The 21,264-nt window shown below is 64.6% G+C and carries 17 protein-coding genes; 8 read left to right on the top strand and 9 right to left on the bottom strand.

What is annotated here, in order from left to right:
- Positions 1–55 precede the first annotated feature (55 nt).
- Genes pyk through DSM43276_RS11710 form a run of 5 tightly spaced genes read left to right on the top strand, consistent with a single transcriptional unit; the run spans position 56 to position 5,752 of the window.
- The gene (pyk, locus tag DSM43276_RS11730) at positions 56–1,474 is read left to right on the top strand and encodes a pyruvate kinase (protein ID WP_078326971.1); all 1,419 of its coding nucleotides are present in this window, start codon (positions 56–58) and stop codon (positions 1,472–1,474) included.
- Positions 1,475–1,488: 14 nt separating this feature from the next.
- A complete protein-coding gene (locus DSM43276_RS11725; protein ID WP_211196768.1) occupies positions 1,489–2,358 on the top strand; it encodes an acyl-CoA thioesterase II in 870 nt (289 codons plus the stop codon).
- Positions 2,355–2,540, top strand: coding sequence for a PLD nuclease N-terminal domain-containing protein (locus tag DSM43276_RS11720; RefSeq protein ID WP_078329948.1), 186 nt, complete (start codon positions 2,355–2,357; stop codon positions 2,538–2,540). The genes DSM43276_RS11725 and DSM43276_RS11720 overlap by 4 nt, the downstream gene beginning before the upstream one ends.
- A 51-nt stretch (positions 2,541–2,591) precedes the next feature.
- Positions 2,592–4,001: a bifunctional lysylphosphatidylglycerol flippase/synthetase MprF gene (locus tag DSM43276_RS11715; RefSeq protein WP_078329949.1), complete on the top strand. Its 1,410-nt coding sequence runs from the start codon at positions 2,592–2,594 to the stop codon at positions 3,999–4,001.
- A gap of 56 nt (positions 4,002–4,057) precedes the next feature.
- Positions 4,058–5,752 (top strand): purine-cytosine permease family protein, encoded by a 1,695-nt coding sequence (locus DSM43276_RS11710; RefSeq protein WP_078329950.1) that lies wholly within the window; start codon positions 4,058–4,060, stop codon positions 5,750–5,752.
- Positions 5,753–5,755: 3 nt separating this feature from the next.
- Here DSM43276_RS11710 and DSM43276_RS11705 read toward each other — a convergent pair whose 3' ends face one another.
- The 8 genes from DSM43276_RS11705 to DSM43276_RS11670 all read right to left on the bottom strand — a co-directional run bounded on the left by DSM43276_RS11705 (position 5,756) and on the right by DSM43276_RS11670 (position 15,750).
- The gene (locus tag DSM43276_RS11705) at positions 5,756–6,238 is read right to left on the bottom strand and encodes a DUF4190 domain-containing protein (protein WP_078329951.1); all 483 of its coding nucleotides are present in this window, start codon (positions 6,236–6,238) and stop codon (positions 5,756–5,758) included.
- Positions 6,235–7,887: a thiol reductant ABC exporter subunit CydC gene (cydC, locus tag DSM43276_RS11700; RefSeq protein ID WP_078329952.1), complete on the bottom strand. Its 1,653-nt coding sequence runs from the start codon at positions 7,885–7,887 to the stop codon at positions 6,235–6,237. The genes DSM43276_RS11705 and cydC overlap by 4 nt, the downstream gene beginning before the upstream one ends.
- Entirely contained in the window at positions 7,871–9,535 is a 1,665-nt protein-coding gene (gene cydD, locus DSM43276_RS11695) for a thiol reductant ABC exporter subunit CydD (RefSeq protein ID WP_078329953.1), read from the bottom strand. Before cydD ends, cydC begins: the two co-directional genes overlap by 17 nt.
- Positions 9,532–10,560 carry a cytochrome d ubiquinol oxidase subunit II gene (cydB, locus tag DSM43276_RS11690; RefSeq protein WP_078329954.1) on the bottom strand — a complete coding sequence of 343 codons (1,029 nt, stop codon included), beginning with the start codon at positions 10,558–10,560 and terminating at the stop codon, positions 9,532–9,534. Before cydB ends, cydD begins: the two co-directional genes overlap by 4 nt.
- Before the next feature lie 30 nt (positions 10,561–10,590).
- The gene (locus DSM43276_RS11685; protein WP_078329955.1) at positions 10,591–12,045 is read right to left on the bottom strand and encodes a cytochrome ubiquinol oxidase subunit I; all 1,455 of its coding nucleotides are present in this window, start codon (positions 12,043–12,045) and stop codon (positions 10,591–10,593) included.
- A gap of 129 nt (positions 12,046–12,174) precedes the next feature.
- Positions 12,175–13,512: a glutamate-1-semialdehyde 2,1-aminomutase gene (locus DSM43276_RS11680; RefSeq protein ID WP_078329956.1), complete on the bottom strand. Its 1,338-nt coding sequence runs from the start codon at positions 13,510–13,512 to the stop codon at positions 12,175–12,177.
- A complete protein-coding gene (locus tag DSM43276_RS11675) occupies positions 13,509–14,813 on the bottom strand; it encodes an O-antigen ligase family protein (protein WP_157896041.1) in 1,305 nt (434 codons plus the stop codon). Before DSM43276_RS11675 ends, DSM43276_RS11680 begins: the two co-directional genes overlap by 4 nt.
- Positions 14,814–14,823: 10 nt before the next feature.
- The gene (locus DSM43276_RS11670; RefSeq protein WP_078329958.1) at positions 14,824–15,750 is read right to left on the bottom strand and encodes a hypothetical protein; all 927 of its coding nucleotides are present in this window, start codon (positions 15,748–15,750) and stop codon (positions 14,824–14,826) included.
- 131 nt (positions 15,751–15,881) lie between these two features.
- On the opposite strand from DSM43276_RS11670, the gene DSM43276_RS11665 reads away from it, so the two are divergent.
- Positions 15,882–16,691 (top strand): WecB/TagA/CpsF family glycosyltransferase, encoded by an 810-nt coding sequence (locus DSM43276_RS11665; protein WP_078329959.1) that lies wholly within the window; start codon positions 15,882–15,884, stop codon positions 16,689–16,691.
- Here DSM43276_RS11665 and DSM43276_RS11660 read toward each other — a convergent pair whose 3' ends face one another.
- Positions 16,692–17,768, bottom strand: coding sequence for a glycosyltransferase family 4 protein (locus DSM43276_RS11660; protein ID WP_078329960.1), 1,077 nt, complete (start codon positions 17,766–17,768; stop codon positions 16,692–16,694).
- A 32-nt stretch (positions 17,769–17,800) separates the two neighbouring features.
- On the opposite strand from DSM43276_RS11660, the gene DSM43276_RS11655 reads away from it, so the two are divergent.
- Together DSM43276_RS11655 and DSM43276_RS11650 are read left to right on the top strand one after the other, a co-directional pair.
- Positions 17,801–19,276, top strand: a complete 1,476-nt coding sequence (locus DSM43276_RS11655) for a flippase (RefSeq protein WP_078329961.1) — start codon at positions 17,801–17,803, stop codon at positions 19,274–19,276.
- Positions 19,277–19,281: 5 nt separating this feature from the next.
- A complete protein-coding gene (locus DSM43276_RS11650) occupies positions 19,282–21,264 on the top strand; it encodes a glycosyltransferase (RefSeq protein ID WP_078330000.1) in 1,983 nt (660 codons plus the stop codon).

Genomic DNA, 21,264 nt, shown 5'->3' with positions numbered 1-21,264 from the left:
AATCGTGCCCGCACTGACTCGTGAGTAGGTACCACCACGACTATGCTCAAAAGTCGTGACGAGACGCGGAAAGATTGTTTGCACCCTTGGTCCTGCGACCGGTTCCGCTGAGCTTGTGCGTGAGCTCGTCGAATCCGGGATGGACGTCGCGCGACTCAACTTCAGCCACGGCGAGCACGCGGACCATGAGCAGAACTACCGCTGGGTGCGTAAGGCATCCGACGAGTCCGGGCGAGCGGTCGGTGTCCTCGCCGACCTGCAGGGTCCCAAGATCCGGCTAGGCCGGTTCGCCACCGGGTCCGCGCACTGGGCGACAGGCGAGCAGGTCAGGATCACCGTCGAGGACGTCGTGGGAACCCCGGATCGGGTCTCTACCACGTACAAGCAGTTGGCTGCCGATGCTGCCGTCGGCGACAGGCTTCTGGTCGATGACGGCAAGGTCGGATTGACTGTCGAGGCCATCGAAGGCAACGACGTGGTCTGCCTGGTCACCGAGGGCGGTCCGGTCAGCAATAACAAGGGTCTGTCGTTGCCCGGTATGAACGTCTCGGTGCCCGCCCTGTCGGAAAAGGACATCGCGGACCTCGAATTCGCGCTGCGCCTCGGGGTGGACCTCATCGCGCTGTCGTTTGTGCGGTCACCCGGCGATGTGGAACTCGTGCACGCCATCATGGACCGCGTCGGACGTCGCGTGCCGGTGATCGCCAAACTGGAGAAGCCCGAGGGCGTCGCCAACCTTGAGGCCATCGTGCTGGCATTCGACGCGATCATGGTCGCCCGGGGCGATCTCGGCGTCGAACTGCCCCTCGAAGATGTGCCGATTGTGCAGAAGCGCGCGATCCAGATTGCGCGCGAGAATGCCCGTCCGGTCATCGTGGCGACCCAGATGCTCGAGTCGATGATCGAGAACTCGCGGCCGACGCGTGCCGAGGCCTCGGATGTCGCCAACGCAGTCCTCGATGGCGCGGATGCCGTGATGCTGTCGGGGGAGACCTCGGTCGGCAAGTACCCCATGGAGGCGGTGCGGACCATGGCTCGCATCGTGTCCGCGATCGAGAGCCATTCGGTCAGCGCACCGCCGTTGACCCACGTGCCACGGACGAAACGCGGCGTCATTTCGTACGCCGCACGCGATATCGGCGAACGCCTGAACGCAAAGGCGCTCGTGGCATTCACACAGTCCGGTGACACGGTGCGGCGGCTTGCTCGACTACACACCCCGCTGCCGGTGCTGGCGTTCACTCCGCTGCCCGAGGTGCGTAGCCAGCTGGCACTGACCTGGGGAACTGAGACCTTCATCGTCCCGGTGATGGATACCACCGACGGCATGATTCAACAGGTGGATACCGCATTGCTGGCGATGGAGCGCTACCAGCGAGGGGATCTGGTGGTGATCGTCGCGGGCGCTCCGCCGGGGACAGTAGGCTCGACCAATCTGATCCACGTGCACCGGATCGGCGAGGACGACCACTAGAGAAGAGGATCAGCATCAGCAACGCACCTGATTTCGCACAGCTACTCGCGCTGCTGGAGCTGAAGAACCCCGAGACCGACCTGTACATCGGCGGTCACCCCACCGTGAATCCGCCCCGCACCTTCGGCGGTCAGCTGATGGCGCAGTCCGTGGTGGCCTCCGGCCGTACCGTGTCGGAGAAGCTTTCACTGGCGGCCGTCTCGACCCATTTCATCAACGGTGGCGACCCGGCGCAGGACATCGAATTCCGGGTGCTGCGGTTGCGCGACGAGCGGAGTTTCGCCAATCGCCGCATCGATGCGGTCCAGGGGGACCTCCTGCTGTCCTCTGCGTTGGTGTCGTATCTGAAGGATTCGCCGGGGCTGGAACATGCGGTGAAGCCGCCCGCGGTGGCCGACCCGGAGACGCTGCCGAGCATTGATGAGCACTTGGTCGGTTATGAGCAGACCGTGCCGATGTTCGTGGCCGCCCTCAAACCCATCGAATGGCGTTACGACAACGACCCCGCCTGGGTGCTCAAGTCGAAATCTGAACGGCTGGAACATAATCGGGTGTGGATGAAGACTCACTCGCCGCTGCCCGATGACCCGGTGCTCCACAGTGCGGCCCTGGTCTACTCATCGGACACCACGGTGCTGGATTCCATCATCACCACCCACGGGCTGTCCTGGGGTTATGACCGGATATTCGCGGCCACCATCAACCACAGCGTGTGGTTTCACCGTCCGCTGCGCTTCGACGACTGGGTGCTCTATGCCACCGAGTCGCCGGTTGCCTCGGCAGGTCGCGGAATGGGCGCGGGACGCTATTTCGATCGCGAAGGAGCGTTGCTGGCCAGTACTATCCAGGAAGGCATTATCAAATACTTCCCGGGGCGGTCATGATTCGAATTGTTTCTCTGCTGGTGCTGGTTCTCACTGTCGTCACCATCATTTCCATCATCAAGGACCCGGTGAAGCCCAACGGCGAGAAGCTGCCGTGGGCCATCATCGTGCTCGTGTTCCCGATCTTCGGCCCCATTCTCTGGTTTGCCATCGGGAAGAGCAATCCCTCCGACCGCTGGTAGCCGCGGGAGTATCCTTAAGGTCGGTACAGGGCGACTGTGGGAGGTGGCGGAATGCTCGAACCGTCAGCCGTGACCACTCATGTGCGCATTGCCGAACGCATTGCAGTGCACAGTGATTCGCGGCGCGCGCGCTTCGTAAGCGCCGCTGCGGTGCTGTTTGTCGCGGGATGGTTGGTGTTGCTGGTCGCCCATTCCGGATACCCGGTGCAGCCCGATTTCGACGAAATTCTCTGGCCTCTCACCGTGCTGTTCTGCGTCGGGTTCATCGCCCGCGGCATCTTCCTGGGCCGACCCGTTACCTACGGTCACGCGGCGTGGGCGGGGGCAGCTGTGCTGATCGCGCTGGGGGCCGCGGTCCTGCAGTTCGAGCGCACCAGCGATGCGCTGGTGATCGCCGCCGGACTCATCCTGATGTGGCCGACATCCGCGCCGGCACAGCCCGAAGCGTTGGCCCAGATCGGCGCGCTGGTGGCCAGGACCAGCGACGACCCGCTGGCCGCCTTTGCCATGCACTCGCTCAAGTCCTACTACTTCAACACCGATCACACGGCGGCCATCGGGTTTCGGACGCGTGCCGGTTTCGCCGTGGTCGGGGGAGATCCGATCGGAGACGAATCCAGGTTCCCCTCCCTGGTACGGGAATTCGCGGCCATGTGTCGCTCGCATGGCTGGCGCATCGCAGTCCTGGGGTGCAGTGAGCGCCGCCTGTCGCTCTGGAGTGACGTGCGTGCCGTGGGCCATCCGTTACACGCCGTCGCGGTGGGCCGCGATGTCGTCGTCGACGTGCAGGGCTTCGACATGGTGGGGCGCCAGTATCGGAACCTGCGCCAAGGGATGCAGCGCACGCACAACTCGGGGGTCACCACCGAGATCGTCGATGAGCGCTGTCTCGATGGCGCACTGCGCACCGAACTTCATCAGGTGATGGAACTTTCGCACGGAGGTCGATTCGAGCGCGGGTTCTCGATGATCCTCGACGGTGCGCTACTCGGCCGCTATCCCGGCATCCGGCTGATCATTGCTCGCGACAATCGTGGTGTGGTGCAAGGATTTCACCGCTATGCCACCACCGGGGGCGGTACCGATATCTCGCTCGACGTGCCGTGGCGGCGCCCCGGTGCGCCCAACGGCATCGACGAGCGACTGACGATCGACATGATCGCCGCCGCGAAGACCGAAGGAGCCCGCCGCCTGTCGCTGGCGTTCGCGGCATTCCCGGAAATCTTCGCTGAGAAGGATCGGACTCGGGTGCAGGAGATCTGCTACTCGGCAATTCATGTGCTCGATCCGCTGATCGCACTGGAGTCGTTGTACCGGTACCTGCGCAAATTCCACGCGTTGGGAGACCGGCGCTACGTGCTCGTGCAGATGTCGACGGTGCCGCTGGCCGCATTCGCGTTGCTGAGCCTGGAATTCAACCCACGGTTGCGCCCCAAAACACCAGCTGAGGCGCCTGCGTAACAGGACATTAACGTTGGGAAAACGCGCACGACTTGGGCGATCGACAGGCTGTCCGCGTGACCGACACTCTCGATACGACTGCATCCGCACCCGTTTCGTCTGCTCCGTCCACCCACGATGCCGCGGAGAGCGCGGCCCTGCGGGAGACGTTGGAGGACTACACCCTTCGATTCGCTCCGCGGCGTTTCCGCCGGTGGAGCCCGGCGGTGGTGGGGGTGACCGCCCTCGGCGGCATCGCCTACCTGGCGGACTTCGCGATCGGCGCCAATATCGGAATCTCCTACGGCACCGGAAATGCGCTGTGGGGCATAGGGGTTTTCGCGGTCATCATCATCCTGACCGGAATCCCGGTGTCCTACTACGCGGCCCGCTACAACATCGATCTCGATTTGATCACGCGCGGAAGCGGATTCGGCTACTACGGCAGCATCGTCACGAACATCATCTATGCGACGTTCACGTTCATATTCTTCGCGCTCGAGGGCTCGATCATGGCCCAGGGCCTCAAACTCGGGCTCGGAGTACCGGTACCCATCGGATATGCGGTGTCCACCATCATCATCATTCCGCTGGTTATCTACGGGATGAAAGCGCTGTCGGTGCTCCAGGTGTGGACTACTCCGTTGTGGCTCGTCATGATGGTCATCCCGTTCGTGTATCTCGTGGTGCGCCACCCGGATTCGATCGGAACCTTCTTCGCCTACGGAGGCAAGGAGGCACAGGGGGTCAACCTGGGGTCGATCATGCTCGCCGCCGGTGTGTGCCTGTCCCTGATCGCGCAGATCGCCGAGCAGATCGACTATCTGCGGTTCATGCCGCCCAAGACGCCCGAGAACAGCCGCCGCTGGTGGACAGCGATGTTGTTGGCAGGGCCCGGCTGGGTGCTGTTCGGTGCCATCAAGCAGGTGATCGGGCTCTTCCTGGCGGTGTATCTGATCGCCAATGTGGCAGGCGGTGCCGCGGTGGCCAACCAGCCCGTGCACCAGTTCCTGGAGATCTACCAGAACATGATGCCGCACTGGCTGGCCATCACGTTGGCCGTGATTCTGGTCGTGATCAGCCAGATCAAGATCAATGTCACCAACGCCTACTCCGGTTCGCTGGCCTGGACCAACTCGTTCACCCGCATCACCAAGCACTACCCGGGCCGGTTGATTTTCGTGCTGTTCAACCTGCTGATCGCGCTGGTGCTGATGGAAGCCAACATGTTCGACTTCCTGAACACCATCCTCGGCTTCTATGCCAACTGCGGTATGGCGTGGGTGGTGACGGTGGCGACCGATATCGCGATCAACAAGTACGTCCTCAAGATCTCGCCCATGGAGCCGGAATTCCGGCGCGGCATGCTCTACAACGTCAATCCGGTTGGGTTCGTCTCGATGCTGCTGTCGGCAGGCATCTCGATCCTGGTCTTCTTCGGAGTGTTCGGGGAGGCAATCCGGCCCTACTCGCCGATCGTGGCCGTCGTCATCGCCTTTGTGCTACCGCCGATCCTGGCCGTAGCCACGCGTGGCAAGTACTACCTGCGTCGCACCGATGACGGCATCGACCTGCCGATGTATGACGAGTACGGCAACCCTTCGGATGAGTTGCTTCGGTGTGCGGTCAGTGGAATCGAGTTCGAGCGTCCCGACATGCTCGCTTCGGCGAAGCCGGGTCCCGACGGTGAGAAGCAGTACATTTCATCGCTGAGCCTGGCCACGGATCGCGGCGGCGAGCACGTGCTGCGTGCCGATCCGCCCACCCGGTAGGGATCACGGCTCGGGGGTACCCGCCTTCTGGTTCATGCGTTTCTCGAAATCGTTCTGGCATTGGGTGGCCTTGGCTTGATCGCTCTTCGCATCGGAGATGCACGTGATGAAGTCGGTGAAACCGGCTGATTTCATGAAGACCAGGGTGAACACGAGGATCAGCGTGGATAGCAGTATCGCCAGGCTCCCGAGTGCGATGCCGGAGATCGCCACGCCCCGGTTGTTGGCCTCCGCGCGCTTGACTCTGCGCACGCCCACGATACCCAGGACCACTGCGACGAGGCCGCCGAGAAATCCGCCGAAGACGGTGCACGACAAGAGAATGGCGATGATTCCGACGACCAGTGCACCCACGCCTAAGCCGTTCTTGGGAGCCGGTGGGGGCACCGGCATTCCCGGCGCCCCGTAGGGGTACGGGTAGGGCGGGTACCCGGTGGGAGGCTGGTACGGGTGGTACGGCGGGGGCGGAGGCGGCGTTTCCGTCATACCTGCACTGTATCGCCGAGTTGGATGTGCCGGCAGTCCACCGAATCCGGTAGATGGTGGGTGGCCACCAGGACCGTCCGCCCCGCCAGCAGTGAGCTCTTGGCGTCCAACAACTCCCGCAGGAACGTCTCGGCGGCGGGTCCGTCGAGATGTTCGGTGGGTTCGTCCAACAGCAGCACGGGTACCTCGGACAACAGCGCCCGGGCGAGCAGCAGCCGCCGGCGTTGACCGCCCGATACCGAGGCCGCACCTGCGGTCAACACCGTGTCCAGTCCATGCGGCAACGACTCGATCCAGGGACCGAGGCCAACCTCGGACAACGCGTCGACCAAGTCGCCATCGGTCGCATCACCCCGAGCGATAAGAAGGTTATCGCGCACCGTGGTGGCGAACAGGTGCGCGTCCTCGGCGAAAAACCTGATGAGCGAAGGCAGCTCGGTCGGCGCCATGCTCTCGAGTGCATCGCCGTCAATCCGGATGGCGCCAGAGGTAGGCGATGCGAGCCCGGCGAGCGTCGTCAGCAGGGATGTCTTGCCGATGCCGCTGGCACCGGTGATCGCCATCCGCGCACCCGCCGCCAACCGGAACGTCAGCGGGCCCGATATCGAACGACCTGTCCGCCAGCATAATTCGGCGCATTCGAGGGACATTCCCGACGTGTCGGAGTTCGGCATCACATCGACAGGCGCAGGAGCGTCGACCTCTCCGGCCGCCAGCGCGTGGAGGTGTCGTGCCGATGCGCGCGAACGGGAGATCCCGATGGCCGCTGCGGGCAGCGCGGTGGAGGCCTCGAAGGCGGCCAGTGGCAACAGCACCAGGATGGCAAGGGTTGTCGGTGCGATGTACCCGGCGAGCTCGACCGCCGCCGCCAAGGCTCCGACCACCGCGGCTCCCATGGCCAGGGTAGGTGCCGCCGCCGACCACGCGGCAGGACCGGCGGCAGCGTCCTGGGCCGCGGCCCAGTCCTTGCGGCGCTGGCGCGCTACATCAAGCTGACGGGGGAGAAGGCCGCCTACCCGCAGTTCCGGCGCATGATCGAGGATCTCGACCGTCGTCTCGGCCTGCAAGGCGCGAGCCCGGGCGCCGCGTGTCTCCCGTGCCCTGGATGCGCGCGCCGCCAGCGCCGGAGCCAGCACGTCGGCGACCAGTAGCGCACAGGCCAAGATCGCCGCGGCCGGTATCGATATCAGCGCGACCGCCACGGTGGCCGCGACCCCGAGCACCCCGGCCACTGCGACCGGGATGACGCTGCGTACGACTGTCTCGGCCAGTTCGTCGATGTCCGCGCCGATACGATCGAGCACCACACCCTTGCGCAGCGCTCCGGCCGAGCCGCCGACCAGACGCGCGTACACATGCGCGCGGACAGTGCCAGCGCCTCGCAACGCGATGTCGTGACCGGCGAGCCGTTCGCAGTACCGCCAGATGCCACGCGAAATACCCAGTGCGCGCACCGCAACGACGGCTACAGACAGATCGAGAACCGGTGGCATCTGCCAGGCCCGGGTGATCAGCCATGCCGATAAACCGGCCAGCGCCAGCGCACTCGCCAGGGCCAAGACGCCATATGTGACGGCGATGGCCAGCCGCATCGGCTGTACCCGCAGCGCGATCAGCCAGTGCCGTAACGGATCAGAGGTGCGCGGCATGTCTTGCCTGCACGGTGAGTACTGCGTCGGCGGCGGCCAGGACGGGCGCTCGATGGCCCACCAGTACCACCGTGGCGCCGCGGCGCGCGCGGGCCACCAGTGCGGCCAGCACGGAGGCCTCGGTATCGGCGTCGAGGTGCGCCGTGGGTTCGTCGAGTAGCAGGATCGGCCGATTGGTACCGAGCGCACGGGCCAGGCACAGCCGCTGGCGTTCACCCAGTGACAGCCCGGCGCCGCCCGCACCCAGGCGGGTGTCCAATCCGTCTCGCAGTGTCGCCAGTGTGCTGTCGAACTGGCTGTCGGCCAGGGCAGACTCCAGATCATCCAGCGCTCCGAATATTTCGAGATTCTCGCGCACTGTGCCGGGTATCAGCACCGGGCGTTGCGGCAGCCATCCGATCATCGACCACCACATATCGCGCTGGATCTGATCAAGCGATACCCCGTCCACGAGTACCCGGCCCTGCGCGGGTGTGGTGAGGCCGGTAATCGTGTGCAGCACCGTCGACTTTCCGGCGCCGTTGTGACCGGTGAGTACCGTGACAGCGCGGGCGCGGATTTTCCCGCTCAATTCCCATGGTGCATAACCACTTCGGTCGGCCACACTGACGGCGTCCAGCTCGATCAGCGGATGCCTGCGGGGAACGACCGTTCCACTATCGGCGGCCGGTCCACCGATGGTGTCCAGGAGTTCGAAGGCCTTGTCCGCGGCGGCCTTGCCATCGGCGGCGCTGTGGAACTGGATTCCTACGCGCCGCAACGGCCAATACACCTCGGGCGCCAAAATCAGCACCGTCAGCGCGGTGGTGAGATCGAGGTGTCCGAAGACCAGACGCATGCCAATGCTCACCGCGATCAGCGCCACGCTGAGCGTCGCGATCATTTCGAGCACCATCGCCGACAGAAACGCCACCCGCAGCGTCGCCATGACGGAACGGCGCTGCGAGGCACCGAGTTCGGTGATCCGGCGCAATGGCGTCGCGGAGCGCCCGAGGGCGCGGAGGGTCGGGATACCCGTGATCACATCGAGAATCTGACTGGTGACGGCCGTTGAGGCGTTCAGCGCCGCCTCTGCACGATCCCGGGTGAGCAGGCCGATGAGAATCATGAAGATCGGTATGAGCGGCAGGGTGATGGCGACGATGATGGCCGATCGGATATCGGATAGAGCGATCACTACGGCTGCGGCGGGTGTCACGATGGCGGCGCTGAGGACCGCGGGCAGGTATCCGGCGAAGTAGGGGCGCAGGTCGTCCAGTCCCCGGGTCAATACCGTCGTGGCCGCGTCCCGACAACGCTCCAGCTCACGCGGCTGTGCCTGGGCCATCGTTGACAACAACTGGTCGTCGAGATCGGCGATGACGCCGGTCGCGCCCCGCTCGCTGAACCGGGTCTGCACACCCTGGGCCGCGGCCCGAAGAGTCCAGAGCACGACGAGGAGGGTGAGCGCCTGCCCCATATGGGCCATGTCGCGAGACGCCGGATCGGTGATCAGCCGGGCAAGAGCATGCGCCAGAACCACTGCGATCGCGAGCGTGCAGGCCGTCATCACCAGCTCGCAGAGCACCGTCAGGATCAGGTAGCGGCGGGCTGGGGCGCTGCGGCGCCACAGCCGCGGATCGACCGGGGCACCGCGCGATGGTGTCATCGCACGGGTAGCCCGACGGGGTCGGGAATCTGGTCGGCCGAGATGCGCTGCCGGAAAACCCAATATGTCCAGCCTTGGTAGATCAGCACAACGGGAGCTGTGACCGCCGCCGCCCAGCTCATGACCCGGAGCGTGTACGGGCTTGACGACGCGGATGTCACCGTCAGGTTGTAGGCCGGATCAAGGCTGGAGACAATGAGATTCGGGTAGAGGGAGCCGAACAACAGGGTGACGACCGCGACCACCGTCAGGCATGTGCAGGCAAAGGCCCAGCCGTCACGAGAGATTCGCGACGCGGCCGCCGCACCCACCAGCGACAACGCGGCGATGGCGAGCGCGATCCACGTCCAACTCTTGCCGTAGGCGAGCTGTGTCCATAATCCGTATCCGCCGGCCGCGGCAATCACGGGAATCGCTAATGTGCGTGCTATCGAGACAGCGTCCTCGCGCACCGCGCCCGCAGTCTTGAGCGAGATGAACAATGCACCGTGAAAGGCGAAGAGCCCCACGAAAACCACGCCACCCAGCAGGACATACGGTCTGAGTACATCGCCGATCGTCAGGCTGAGCTGCTTGGCGCTGTCCACCGGGAGCCCGGCGAGCAGCGACGAGAACGCGACACCCCACAGCAGTGCGGGTATCCAGGATCCGATGGCTATCCCGAGGTCGCAGCGGGCACGCCAGCGGGGGTCGTTGATCTTTCCCCGCCATTCGATGGCGACGATCCTGACGATCATGGCCACAAGAATGAGCAGCAGCGGAAGGTACAGGCCGGAAAACACCGTCGCGTACCAGTCCGGAAAGGCTGCGAACATCGCGCCGCCCGCGGTGATGAGCCAGACCTCGTTGCCATCCCATACCGGCCCGATGGTGTTCAGCACGGCTCGTCGTCGGCGATCGTCACCGCGGCCGAGTGGATGCATGAGCATTCCGACACCGAAGTCAAAACCTTCGAGTACGAGGAAGCCGAGAAACAACGCCGCTACGACGATGAACCAGAACTGTTGCAATGTTGTCGGATTCATGTTCGGAACCTCCTTACGCGACAGGCTGGGCTAGTAGGCGAAGGACAGCGGTTTGAGGCTGTCGTCATCGGTGACGGGTGCTGCGGGCTCGGTGTCGTGTTCGAGAGGCCCTTCGATGGTGTAACGGCGGATGAGCCAGAACCACACCACACCCAGCGAACCGTAGAGCAGGGTGAACGTGACGAGGGACAGCCACACCGTCGCCGCGGAATGGTGGGAGACCGCCACGTCTACGGTAAGCCGGATCTGTTCCACCCCGGTGGGATTGGGGGCAACCACCCAGGGTTGTCGCCCCATCTCGGTGAACACCCACCCGGCGCTGTTGGCCAGAAAGGGGGTCGGAATGGCCAAGATTGACAGCCAGGCGAACCACCGCTGATTCGGGATCCGTCCGCGCCGGGTGACCCAGAGTCCCGCCAATGCCAGCACGGCAGATCCCGCAGCCAGTCCGATCATCGCGCGAAAGGCCCAGTAGGTGACAAAGAGATTCGGGCGATAGTTACGCGGGCCGAATTTCTGCTCGTATTCCTTCTGCAGGTCTTCCACCCCTTTGAGGGTGACGTCGCTGAACTTTCCCTCGGCCAGGAACGGCAGGACATAGGGAACGGAGATGGCGTGTACGACGCTGGCGCAGTTGTTGTGGGTGCCCACGGTCAATACCGAGAACTTGGGGTCTTTCTCGGTGTAACACAGGGATTCGGCCGAGGCCATCTTCATGGGCTGCTGCTGGAACATCAGCTTGCCCTGAACGTCACCGGTGAATGCCAGGCCGACCCCGGACAGGATCATGACCGCACACGCGCCAATCGCGGCGGGCCGGTACATCGTGCGCGCGTCCTCCAGAGTGCCGAGCTTATGCGAACGGACCATCCACCAGCCACAGATGCCGGCGACGAATGTTCCTGCCGTGAGCAAGGATCCGGCGATGGTGTGCGGAACGGCGGCCAAGGCTGTGTTGTTGGTGAGGAGCTCGGTGATGCTGGTCAGCTCGGCCCGACCGGTTCCCGGGTTGTAGATGGCACCCACCGGGTGCTGCATGAATGAGTTGGCGGCAATGATGAAGAAGGCCGAGGCATTGACGCCGATCGCCACCATCCAGATGCACCCGAGGTGCACCAGCTTGGGCAGGCGCGTCCATCCAAATATCCATAAACCCAGGAAGGTTGACTCCAGAAAGAAGGCCACGAGCCCTTCGAGAGCTAGGGGAGCGCCAAACACGTCGCCCACGAAGCGGGAGTACTCACTCCAGTTCATCCCGAACTGGAATTCCTGCACGATGCCCGTGGCTACACCCAACGCGAAGTTGATGAGGAACAGCTTGCCGAAGAACCGGGTGAGGCGGTACCAGGCGTTGTTGCCGGTGACGACCCACGCTGTCTGCATGATGGCCAGCAGCGGTGCAAGCCCAATGGTCAACGGCACCAAGATGAAGTGGTACACGGTGGTGATGCCGAATTGCCATCGGGATACATCCAGGGCGTTCATCGCCACCTCCTACGACGCAGCGTAGTAGTAGTTGCTATCCGAGATCAACGCGATACGGGCCACATTTACTAATACGCCAACGAGACGAACGCGGGGCGGTAAACGCGTGAACCCACAAGAAGGCCGACGTTAGGGGATCCGCCGGGGCGCGGCGTGGGAGCGCAATGCCGGCGCCACGGCCGGACCCAGCAGGAATCCGTCGGTGCTGCCCGCATCGAGAGCGCGCCGGTATATCTCGGCGGCGCCCCGCACCGCATCCAGGGTCACCTCGATATCGGACGCCGTGTGTGCGGCGGAGATCACAAAGGACTGCCCCAACACACCGCGTCGCAGGAGTTCCTGCAACAGCAGTGCGCGATAGGACTGCGACGGCCGTCCGTCCGGATCGAGGCTCGTAAAGGTGAGACATGACGACCGGCCAACGGTGCGGATATATTCGCCCACACCAAATGCCATCGTGATATCGGCGACACCCTCGGCAAGACTGCGGCCCGCGGCCTCCATCGCGCGGACCGGGGCATCGTCACGGTAGGACCGCACCACCGCACGAAACGCGGCCAGTCCCACCGCTTCCGGTCCGTTGGTGGTCGATAACAGAAATGTCCGGGGATCGTCGGTCCGCAGCCCACCGCGTTCCATGTAGTCACGTTTTCCGGCAAGCGCGGCGATCGCGAAACCATTTCCCATCGCCTTGCCCCAGCACGACAGATCCGGGGTGACCCCGTAGACCGCCTGGGCACCCGCTCGCGACCACCGGAATCCGGTGATAATTTCGTCGAACACCAGCAGTGCACCCCGATCGGTACAGAGCGCCCGCACGGATTCCAGGAACCCGGGCTCGGGCTCGGCCGCAGCACTGGCGGCCTCCATGATGACGCAGGCAATCTCACCCTGATACCGGTCGAAAAGTGTTGTCAGAGTGGCGAGATCATTGTAGTTGAATCTGACGATGTCATCCGTCGCAGCTTTCGGGATGCCCGCGTTCATCTCGGTGGTGCCGATGAACCAGTCGTCCGTCGAGAAGAACGGCTGCCGGCAAGCCGCGACCACGGTACGTCCGGTCACGGCGCGGGCGAGGCGGATGGCCGCAGTGGTCACATCCGACCCGTTCTTGGCGAACTTGACCATGTCGGCGGTCGGCACGGTGCGCAGAAAATCCTCGGCGGCTTCGGCCTCCAGCACCGTTGGGCGGCTGAAACTCACTCCCCGGTCCAGAGTTTCACGAACGGATTCGACGATGGGGGCGTAGGCATGTCCGAGGGTTATGGCACGCAGCCCCATGCCGTACTCGACATAGGAATTGCCGTCGACATCCCACACTCGGGCGCCCGACCCATGAGTCAGCACCGGCGCCATGCCCACGGGGTATTGGTCGGCGCCGCGCGCGTAGGTGTGCGCGCCACCCGGCACCGCATCGTGGAGGCGGGCCTGCCATGCGTTCGAATGATCGAATCCCCGGTGCGTCACGCCGCTACTTTCTGGTGGCGTCTTACCAGTGCCCACGCCGCACCCGCGAGCACGATCAGCAGCCACCGAATCATCGAAATTTGTTGGAAAGCAGATACATCCAGCACAGAGCCGACGACGGTGAGCGCGACGAGTCCGCCCAGCACACCATTGATCAACTCCGTAGTGGGCGCGTCCTGGCAGCGATTGCGCGCACCGGCGGCGTAGATGATCGCCGTGATCATCAGGACGATCAGGGTCAGCAGGCCCAGGATGCCACCCTCGATGAGACGGCTGAGGTATTCGTTGTCGAGAACCGGCTGCTCGGGCCCGAGCGGATACGTGAACGACCCTTGTCCCAGCCAGAAGTGCTCTGTCCAATGCGACATCACATAGTCGATTCCCCGCGCGCGCGATTGCAGCGACGGATCATCAGCGCTGCCCATGAAGGTACTGATGATCGCGTCGAAGACGCCGAGCCCGCTCACCGCGGCGACTGCCGCCGCACCCACAGCGGCGCACAGCAACCCGGCGAGGCGGCGTACCGGCCACCGCCACGACATCACGAGAATGGCCGCCGCCAATCCGATGAAGGCCGATCGAGATACCGTCACCACGGAACCCGCGATCATCACGATGGTCAGCACGGCCCATGGCCAGGTCCTTCTGCCGGCCGCCTTGGCGCTGTACACGAGCGCGACCCCAATGGGGGCGATGGTGGTCAGCACCGCGCTGAGCTCCAGGGCATGGGCGGCCGCGCCCTGCGCGCGGACGACACCTTCACGGACAATCCCATGTGCGACACCGGTATCGCCAAACTTCATGATGCCGGGAATCCGGATCATCGCCGCGAGGTCGAGGCTGGTCGCGAACTGCACCAGGGCCAGGGCCGCGGTGATGGCACCGCCGATGACGAGTGCCTTCAGCAAGATCTCGATGGTGCGCGCGGAGCTCTCGGGATGGGCGGCGAAGAGAAAGATGAAGCCGATGAGCGCGGTTACCGTCACCGCGAAAGCGGCGATACCCTGCCCGGCCTGTATCAGGGCCAGGTGCGGCAGGACGCGTGTGGTCACGACGTTGAACGACACCACCGTCGCCAGGAGGGAAGCCAGGATCGCGAGGGAAAGCCCTCGGGCACCGAGGGTAAGGCGATGCCCCGAGAGCACCCAATAGGCGCCCAGCGCGCCGGTGAGAATCAGCGCGACCTGGGCAGGGCTCAGTCCCTTCAACGCATAGACCGCGTAGACCTGCCGGGTGCTCAGCAGCACGATCAATGCCGCGGCCGTGAATGTGACGGCGTCCAGTCCGCGACCGGACGCCACGGCGCCTGGGCTAGCGGTCCGAGGAAGGCTTGTCGTCATGCCAGCTACGGAAATCGGTGAGTCGGGGCGGAGTCCAGTTCAGCACCGCTTGGGCGAGTGCCTCGTCGTCGATCTCGACGTTGTCCAGATCATCGTCGATGATCATGGACGTCGGGCTGTTTGCCACGGCCTGACCGTTGCCGCTTGCGCTCGCCGGCGCCGGTTCCTCGATCGGTGTGGCCTCGGGGGGCGGCTCGTCCGCTGCGGGTGTGGTCGGAGTCTTCGCCCGGGCCTTGGTCTTGGTCGGAGTCTCAGCAGACTTTTCTTTGCGACGGCGTGCCGCAACCGCGTCGTACATCAGGAGCCCGATGAGTCCCGCCAGCAGTGCGGCGACGGCCATGGAGCCTGCCGATTTGATCGCGCTGTTGGACATCACGACGGGTGCGGTGGGATCTTGCAGAACCGTGAGGCTGGCCCAGTTCTCGGGTGAGACAGAAGCGCCCACCTGGAGCTTCACCAGATTGTCGCGAGCAACGTCCAGGAGCGCCGCCGCGCCTGCCTGGCAGTCGGACGTGGCGCTGCACAGCACCAGGATCGACACCTGAGGCGACGGTTGTTGATTGCTCGGCCCAAGGTCAATGGTGTTGGAGACCTTGTAATCCACGCCCGGGGCGGCGGCCGCAATGGCGGCCTGCGCGGGCTGGCTGGACATCGAGGTGGCGAGGATGCCGGCGAGCTGCGCCTTCTCCGGCGAGAGATTCAGCATGGGGTTTGCGCCCAGGGTGTCACCGGTCGAGGAGTATGTCGGAGGCGGTATGACGACGGCCGAGGCCGTGGACGCGCGAACGGTGACTCCCGTGGTGTATCCGTAGGCGCCTGCTCCGCACACCAACAGGGCCACCACAAGCAGCGCGATTCGCCGGTTCAAGATCCGTCTGACCAGGTCGTTGACGTTCACGGGTGCTCCGACTCTCGCTATCGTCCGGACTATTCGCAGCAGGCGCGCCGTCCCCATAACCAGCGTTATTGGTCACGAGGATAACCCACACTTGCCCGCCGTATGGAATCACCGACGCTAGGCTGTCCGCCGTGTCGACAGAAGCGTTGGGCTCTCCGCTGAGAGTGACGATCTCCCAGGTGACGGTGGATCTTTGCTCAGCCCGGGATGTCCTCGCCGCCGTCGCACAGCGTGTCTCAACGTCTGCTGATCGTCCGCTGGTGGTTGGCTCGGTGAATTTGGACCATCTGCATCACTTCGGCGCTGGTCGTGCGAACCCGGATTGTGCGGAGCTCGGGCCGCAGCTGGATTGGTTGATGCTTGCCGACGGAGCACCGATCGTGGCGCGTGCCCGCGTCAGGACGCGGCAGAACTGGCCACGGATCACCGGAGCCGACCTCTTGCCGCTGGTCCTCGAACAGGCAACACGCACCGGTCGGCGCGTCGGATTCCTGGGTGGACTACCGCAGATGCATGATCGGCTGCGCGCGGTGCTCGACGAACGCTATCCGGGCCTTGAGATCGCTGGATGGTGGGCGCCCGATCGCCTCGATCTCACCGACCCGGGTCGCAGCGAGGCCCTGGCGCGTGACATCGCTGCCGCGGGCGCCGATGTGCTGGTGGTGGGGCTCGGAAAGCCTCTGCAGGAACTGTGGATTGCAGACCACGGCGTGACCACCGGCGCCGCGGTCCTGTTGGCCTTCGGCGCATCCGCGGACTTTCTTGCCGGTGCCGCCGCGCGAGCTCCGGAATGGATGCAGCGCTGCGGACTGGAGTGGTCCTATCGGTTGGGCCGTGAACCGCGGCGCATGGCCCGGCGATATCTGGTGCAGGGGCCGGCGTCCATCCTGCGGTTGCGGAAGGCCACGGTCGGGCCCGCACGGTCCTGGCAGGCGTCGTAGCTAAACCCCATGCATAATGCTCGCAAAATGCTCAGCCATTCGTTCGGAGCTGAACTCCGCCCGCACCCGCTGCGCCCCCGCCTGTCCGAGGGCGCGGGCGCGGTCGGGATCGCACACCAGGTCCGCAATCGCCCGGGCGAACGCATCGGGGTCACCCGGCGGTACCAGGATGCCGTCGACGTTGTGCCGGACGTAATGCGCTATCCCCGGATTGTCCGTCATAATTACCGGGCGCCCGCTGGCCATGGCCTCAAGAGCGACCGTCAGGCCCGAACCGGTAATCACATCCGGGCGTACCGCGATCGCCACCACGGTGGATCGACGATACAGATCGCGCATTCGTCCGTAGAGACGCTCGGTATGCAGCGTGACCACCCCGGGTGGCGCGCTGACCGGCAGCGCGGTAGCCAACTCGAGTGTGAGGCCTGGGCAACGTTCACGGGCGGTCAGAACCCCCTGGACAAGGAGCGCGTGATCCCGGTGAACATCCTCGCCCGCGCTGACGACCAGGGGAGTGGCCGTGCTCTCCCACGGTTGTGCTCGATAGAAGTCGGTATCGATACCCACGGGTGCGAAATGCAGCCGCGAATCGTCGACACCCCAGGAGCGCGACAGCAGTTCGACCTGCGGGGGGGACTGCGAAAAAACCGCGGCACTACGCGCCAGCGCGTGGCGCGCCAGCCCGCGATGAACCGGCGGAAAATCTGCGGGCTCGGTAAGCCATCCGACTCCGGTCACCACCGGTGGGCTCATCCGGATGGACGCCGCGGCCGCCGCGGGTACACCGGTACGCTCGTCGTAACAGAACACGACATCGCTCGCACGTCGTGCCGCCCTGTCGGCTATGACCTCCAGGATTTCCAGATCACCGGTGCGATAACGAATGTGACCGGCCACGCGCTCGAGGCGGCGCCCGAACGAGAACTCGCTGAATGTCGGCGTCACGCCGTAGTTGGCCAATCGATGCAGTCCGTAGGGCGCCCGGTCCGGCACCTCATCAGCGCCGTTCCTGACCTCCCATTGCGAAGCCGAAACGCCGTGCGGCAAAGCCACATACGCGTGCAGTCGTCGTTGCATTGTTCCCATCCCGTGTCGGCGCAAGGTAGCACATGACGCCGGAGCGCACCGATGGATCACCTGTTACCGAGCCGGCATCTGGACGGCGCATTGCCAGTGCTATCGCATGGCAGCTGGGTGGCCGGATACTGGGGACGATCACGTCCATCGTCGCGATCGCGCTGACCACGCGTGCGCTGGGCCCGGAGTCCTACGGGCATCTCAATTCCGCGATCTTCTTCATCGGACTGTGGACCAGCCTGACGGAGCTGGGTATCGGTGTGGTGATAGTCCGGCGTGTCTCCGCGGGTTCCGGAAGCCTGCAGCGGTTGGTCGGTATCAATCTGGCCTTCTCACTCAGCTATTGCCTCCCGCTTGCCGCCGTGGCCGCCCTGTCGGGCTGGCTGATCTACGCGGATCAGCCCGAGGTGCAGTCGATGCTGCTGATCGTCAGCGCGAGCCTCACCCTGACCACATTGTCGAGCTGCCTCAACCCGATATTCATGGCCTCGGTCCGGTTCTCCGCGGTGGCGCTGGCGGACACGCTATCGCGGGTAGCGATGCTCGTGGTGACGATCATCCTGGTAACTGTTGGTGCGGCGCACGTTTGGTATGCGTTGCCCCAGGTGGCGGCACCGGCCGCGCTGCTTTTGATTCAAGGTATCGCGGCACATCGGATCACCCCGCTGCGAATCGTCGTGTCTGCGAAAGAGACCTGGGTCCTGGTACGCGAAAGCCTGCCGCAGACAATGGTGCTCATTATCGGCGTCCTCTACTGGCGCATCGATGGCGTGATACTCAGTCTCTTGAGCACACCCGCAGAGGTAGGCCGTTATGGCCTGGCATACCAGACCGCGTTCACCCTGTCGCTGGTGGGGAATTTCTTCTTGGGCGCCACTCTGTCCACGATGACGGGACTGTTCGCGTCATCGCGTGAGCGCTTCGCGGCGTTCATCGAGCGTTCTATGGGATTGATGCTGGCCATCGCGGTTCCGGTCGCGGTCGTCGGCTTCTTTGTGGGCCGAGATCTCGTCGCACTCCTGGGTACCGAACAGTTCGTGGACAAATCGAATCTGGTGATGCCGTTGCTCCTGGTCGCGGTCGGCCTGACCTTCCTGACCGGCACCGTCAGTCAGGCGCTGTTCGCAGCGCATCATCAATCGTTTCTGCTGCGCCTCAATGTCTTCAATCTCGCCGGCAACATCGTTCTCAATGTTCTGCTCATCCCTCACCTGGGCTCTCTGGGTGCGGCGATCGCGCTGGTGGCCAGTGAGGTGGTGGGCTTGGTTGCCGCCACCATCAGGCTGACCACCTGTACGGGCTATCGCACGCCGTGGATGTTCTTGCTGCGGTTGGCCATACCAACGGCGGCGGCAGTGGGCACGCTCCTGCTTGCCGCGCAGTGGATGCACGAGTTGATCGCCGCCACCATCGCCGCCGGCGTGTATGTGGTGGTGACCCTGTGGGCGGGCCCCGTACATCTGCGAGATGTCCGGGAAGTACTCCGCAAGGAGGCCTCTGATGGGTGATCGACATGGCTAGGAAAAGACATAGGGAGCTCGACCGGGCCTACTTGCCGGCCCCTCGGGTCAGTGAGGTGCACGGGGGTATCGCGGTGTGCATCGTGGCGTTCCGCCGACCGGATCTGCTCGAGGACTGCCTGCGGTCCTGTCACGAACATCTCGGCGATCTGCCGGTGCACGTGTGGGATAACTCAGGACCGGACTACCCGGGAATGGAGGCGGTTCGGGCGGCCTACCCGGACGTGCACTGGTATGGCACGGACCACAATCTGGGATTCGCCTCTGCGGTGAACAGATTGGCAGACTTCGCGCCGGGCGCACATCTGCTGCTACTGAACCCCGATGCGATCGTGACGGGGCCGCTCACGCAGACCCGCGCCCGGGTCACGCTCGATGCGGGGGTGGCCGCGGCCGCGCCGCCGATAGTCCCTGCCACCCCTCTTCCCGGCGAGTCCCCGTGGGATAACGGACATCGCGCTCCCAGCTTGCTGCGGGCGCTGGTGTCACGCGCGGGCTACGCGCCGGCGTTGCGCGGCCGCGCGATCTCGGAGCTGTACGGGACGCGCCCCACCGACGTGGACGGATACCTCACGGGCGCCTGCCTATTGGTCAATCGGCGGGCCTGGAATGAGATCGGCGGTTTCGATGAGGAGTTCTTCCTCTACGGCGAGGAAGCCGACTGGCAGCTCCGTGCGCGGTCAGCGGGATGGCGACTGGTTCTTGTCGATGAACCCGGCGTCACGCACAGTGCCAAGGGGACAGTCGCCGGAGATCGGCAGCGCGGCATCCGTTCCGACGATCTGCTGAGGGCCAATATCGCACTGACACTAGAACACTCGAAGGGTGTGCGGACGGCCGATCTCTACCTGGCCGGGACATCCATGCTGGACCGGGTGCAGCCCGGTGCCCGTCGCGCGCGCACGACGCGGATCAGCGCCAGCGGGGGACGCCCATCGGTAATTCTGACCACGAATCGGCTGGTGTACGGGGGAGCCGAACGCCAGCACGTATTGCTGGCCACCGAATTGGACCGGCGTGGCTACTCCGTAACCATCGCGTGCATGCAGCGACTCGGTCCGTTGGTGGCCGAGATCCCGCCGACTGTGCGTGTGGTGCGCCAGCCCTGGTGGTGTCCCACCTTTGAGACTGCCCCCGGACCCGCGATCCTGGTGTCGGGAGACACCAACACGGAGACCGGATCCGCGACGCTATGGCGCGCGGCGGGACGGCATCGCAAGTGGCTTGTGGCGGCTCATATCCCGCCCGAGCTGAAGACCGGCACATACTCGGTGCCACTCGCGGCGGCGATGAGCCGGTCCGATGGCTTTATCGCACTGTCGCGCAGACACTGGGAAGAGGTGTCGGCACATCAGCGGGTGGGTACACGTTTCTTCACCGCCCCCAATGGGGTTGTCCGCCGCCGCGACCTTCCCGGTGACGCACCCGAGCGCAGGACACCGGACGGCCCGTTGCGTTTCGTGATGTTGTCCCGCATTGTTGAGCACAAGAATCCGCACCTGCTGGTGGAGGCGCTGGCCGGATTGGCCGAATATGATTGGCAGCTCTCCATCTTCGGAGACGGACCCGATCGTCAACGACTGGAAGCACTCACTCCCGAGGCGGTGCGCGACCGTGTGCATTGGCGGGGTTGGTCTCCGGGACCCGAGCATGCGCTGGCCGATTGCGATGTGCTCTGCGTGCCCAGCCGAAGTGAGGCCTTTCCGCTGGTGATCCTCGAAGCGATGGCGCGCGCCGTACCGGTCATCGGCTCCGCGGTGTGCTCGGTCCCGGACATGCTCGACGACGGCAGCGGCATGGTCGTCGACCCCATCGACGTACCGTCGTGGCGCGCCGCGCTCAGGGACGTCCTGACTGGGCCCGAACGTTTGACAGCCCTGGGACGCAACGGCTTTGACCGCATGCGCGATCTGTACACGATCGAGACGATGGCAGACTCGTACGAGGAAGCCTTTACCGCGGTGCACAAGGGCTGA

It is taken from the genome of Mycobacteroides salmoniphilum (assembly GCF_004924335.1).
Lineage (GTDB): Bacteria > Actinomycetota > Actinomycetes > Mycobacteriales > Mycobacteriaceae > Mycobacterium > Mycobacterium salmoniphilum.
Note: the sequence above shows the minus strand (reverse complement) of the source record. Positions and strands in the feature narration are given on the sequence as shown.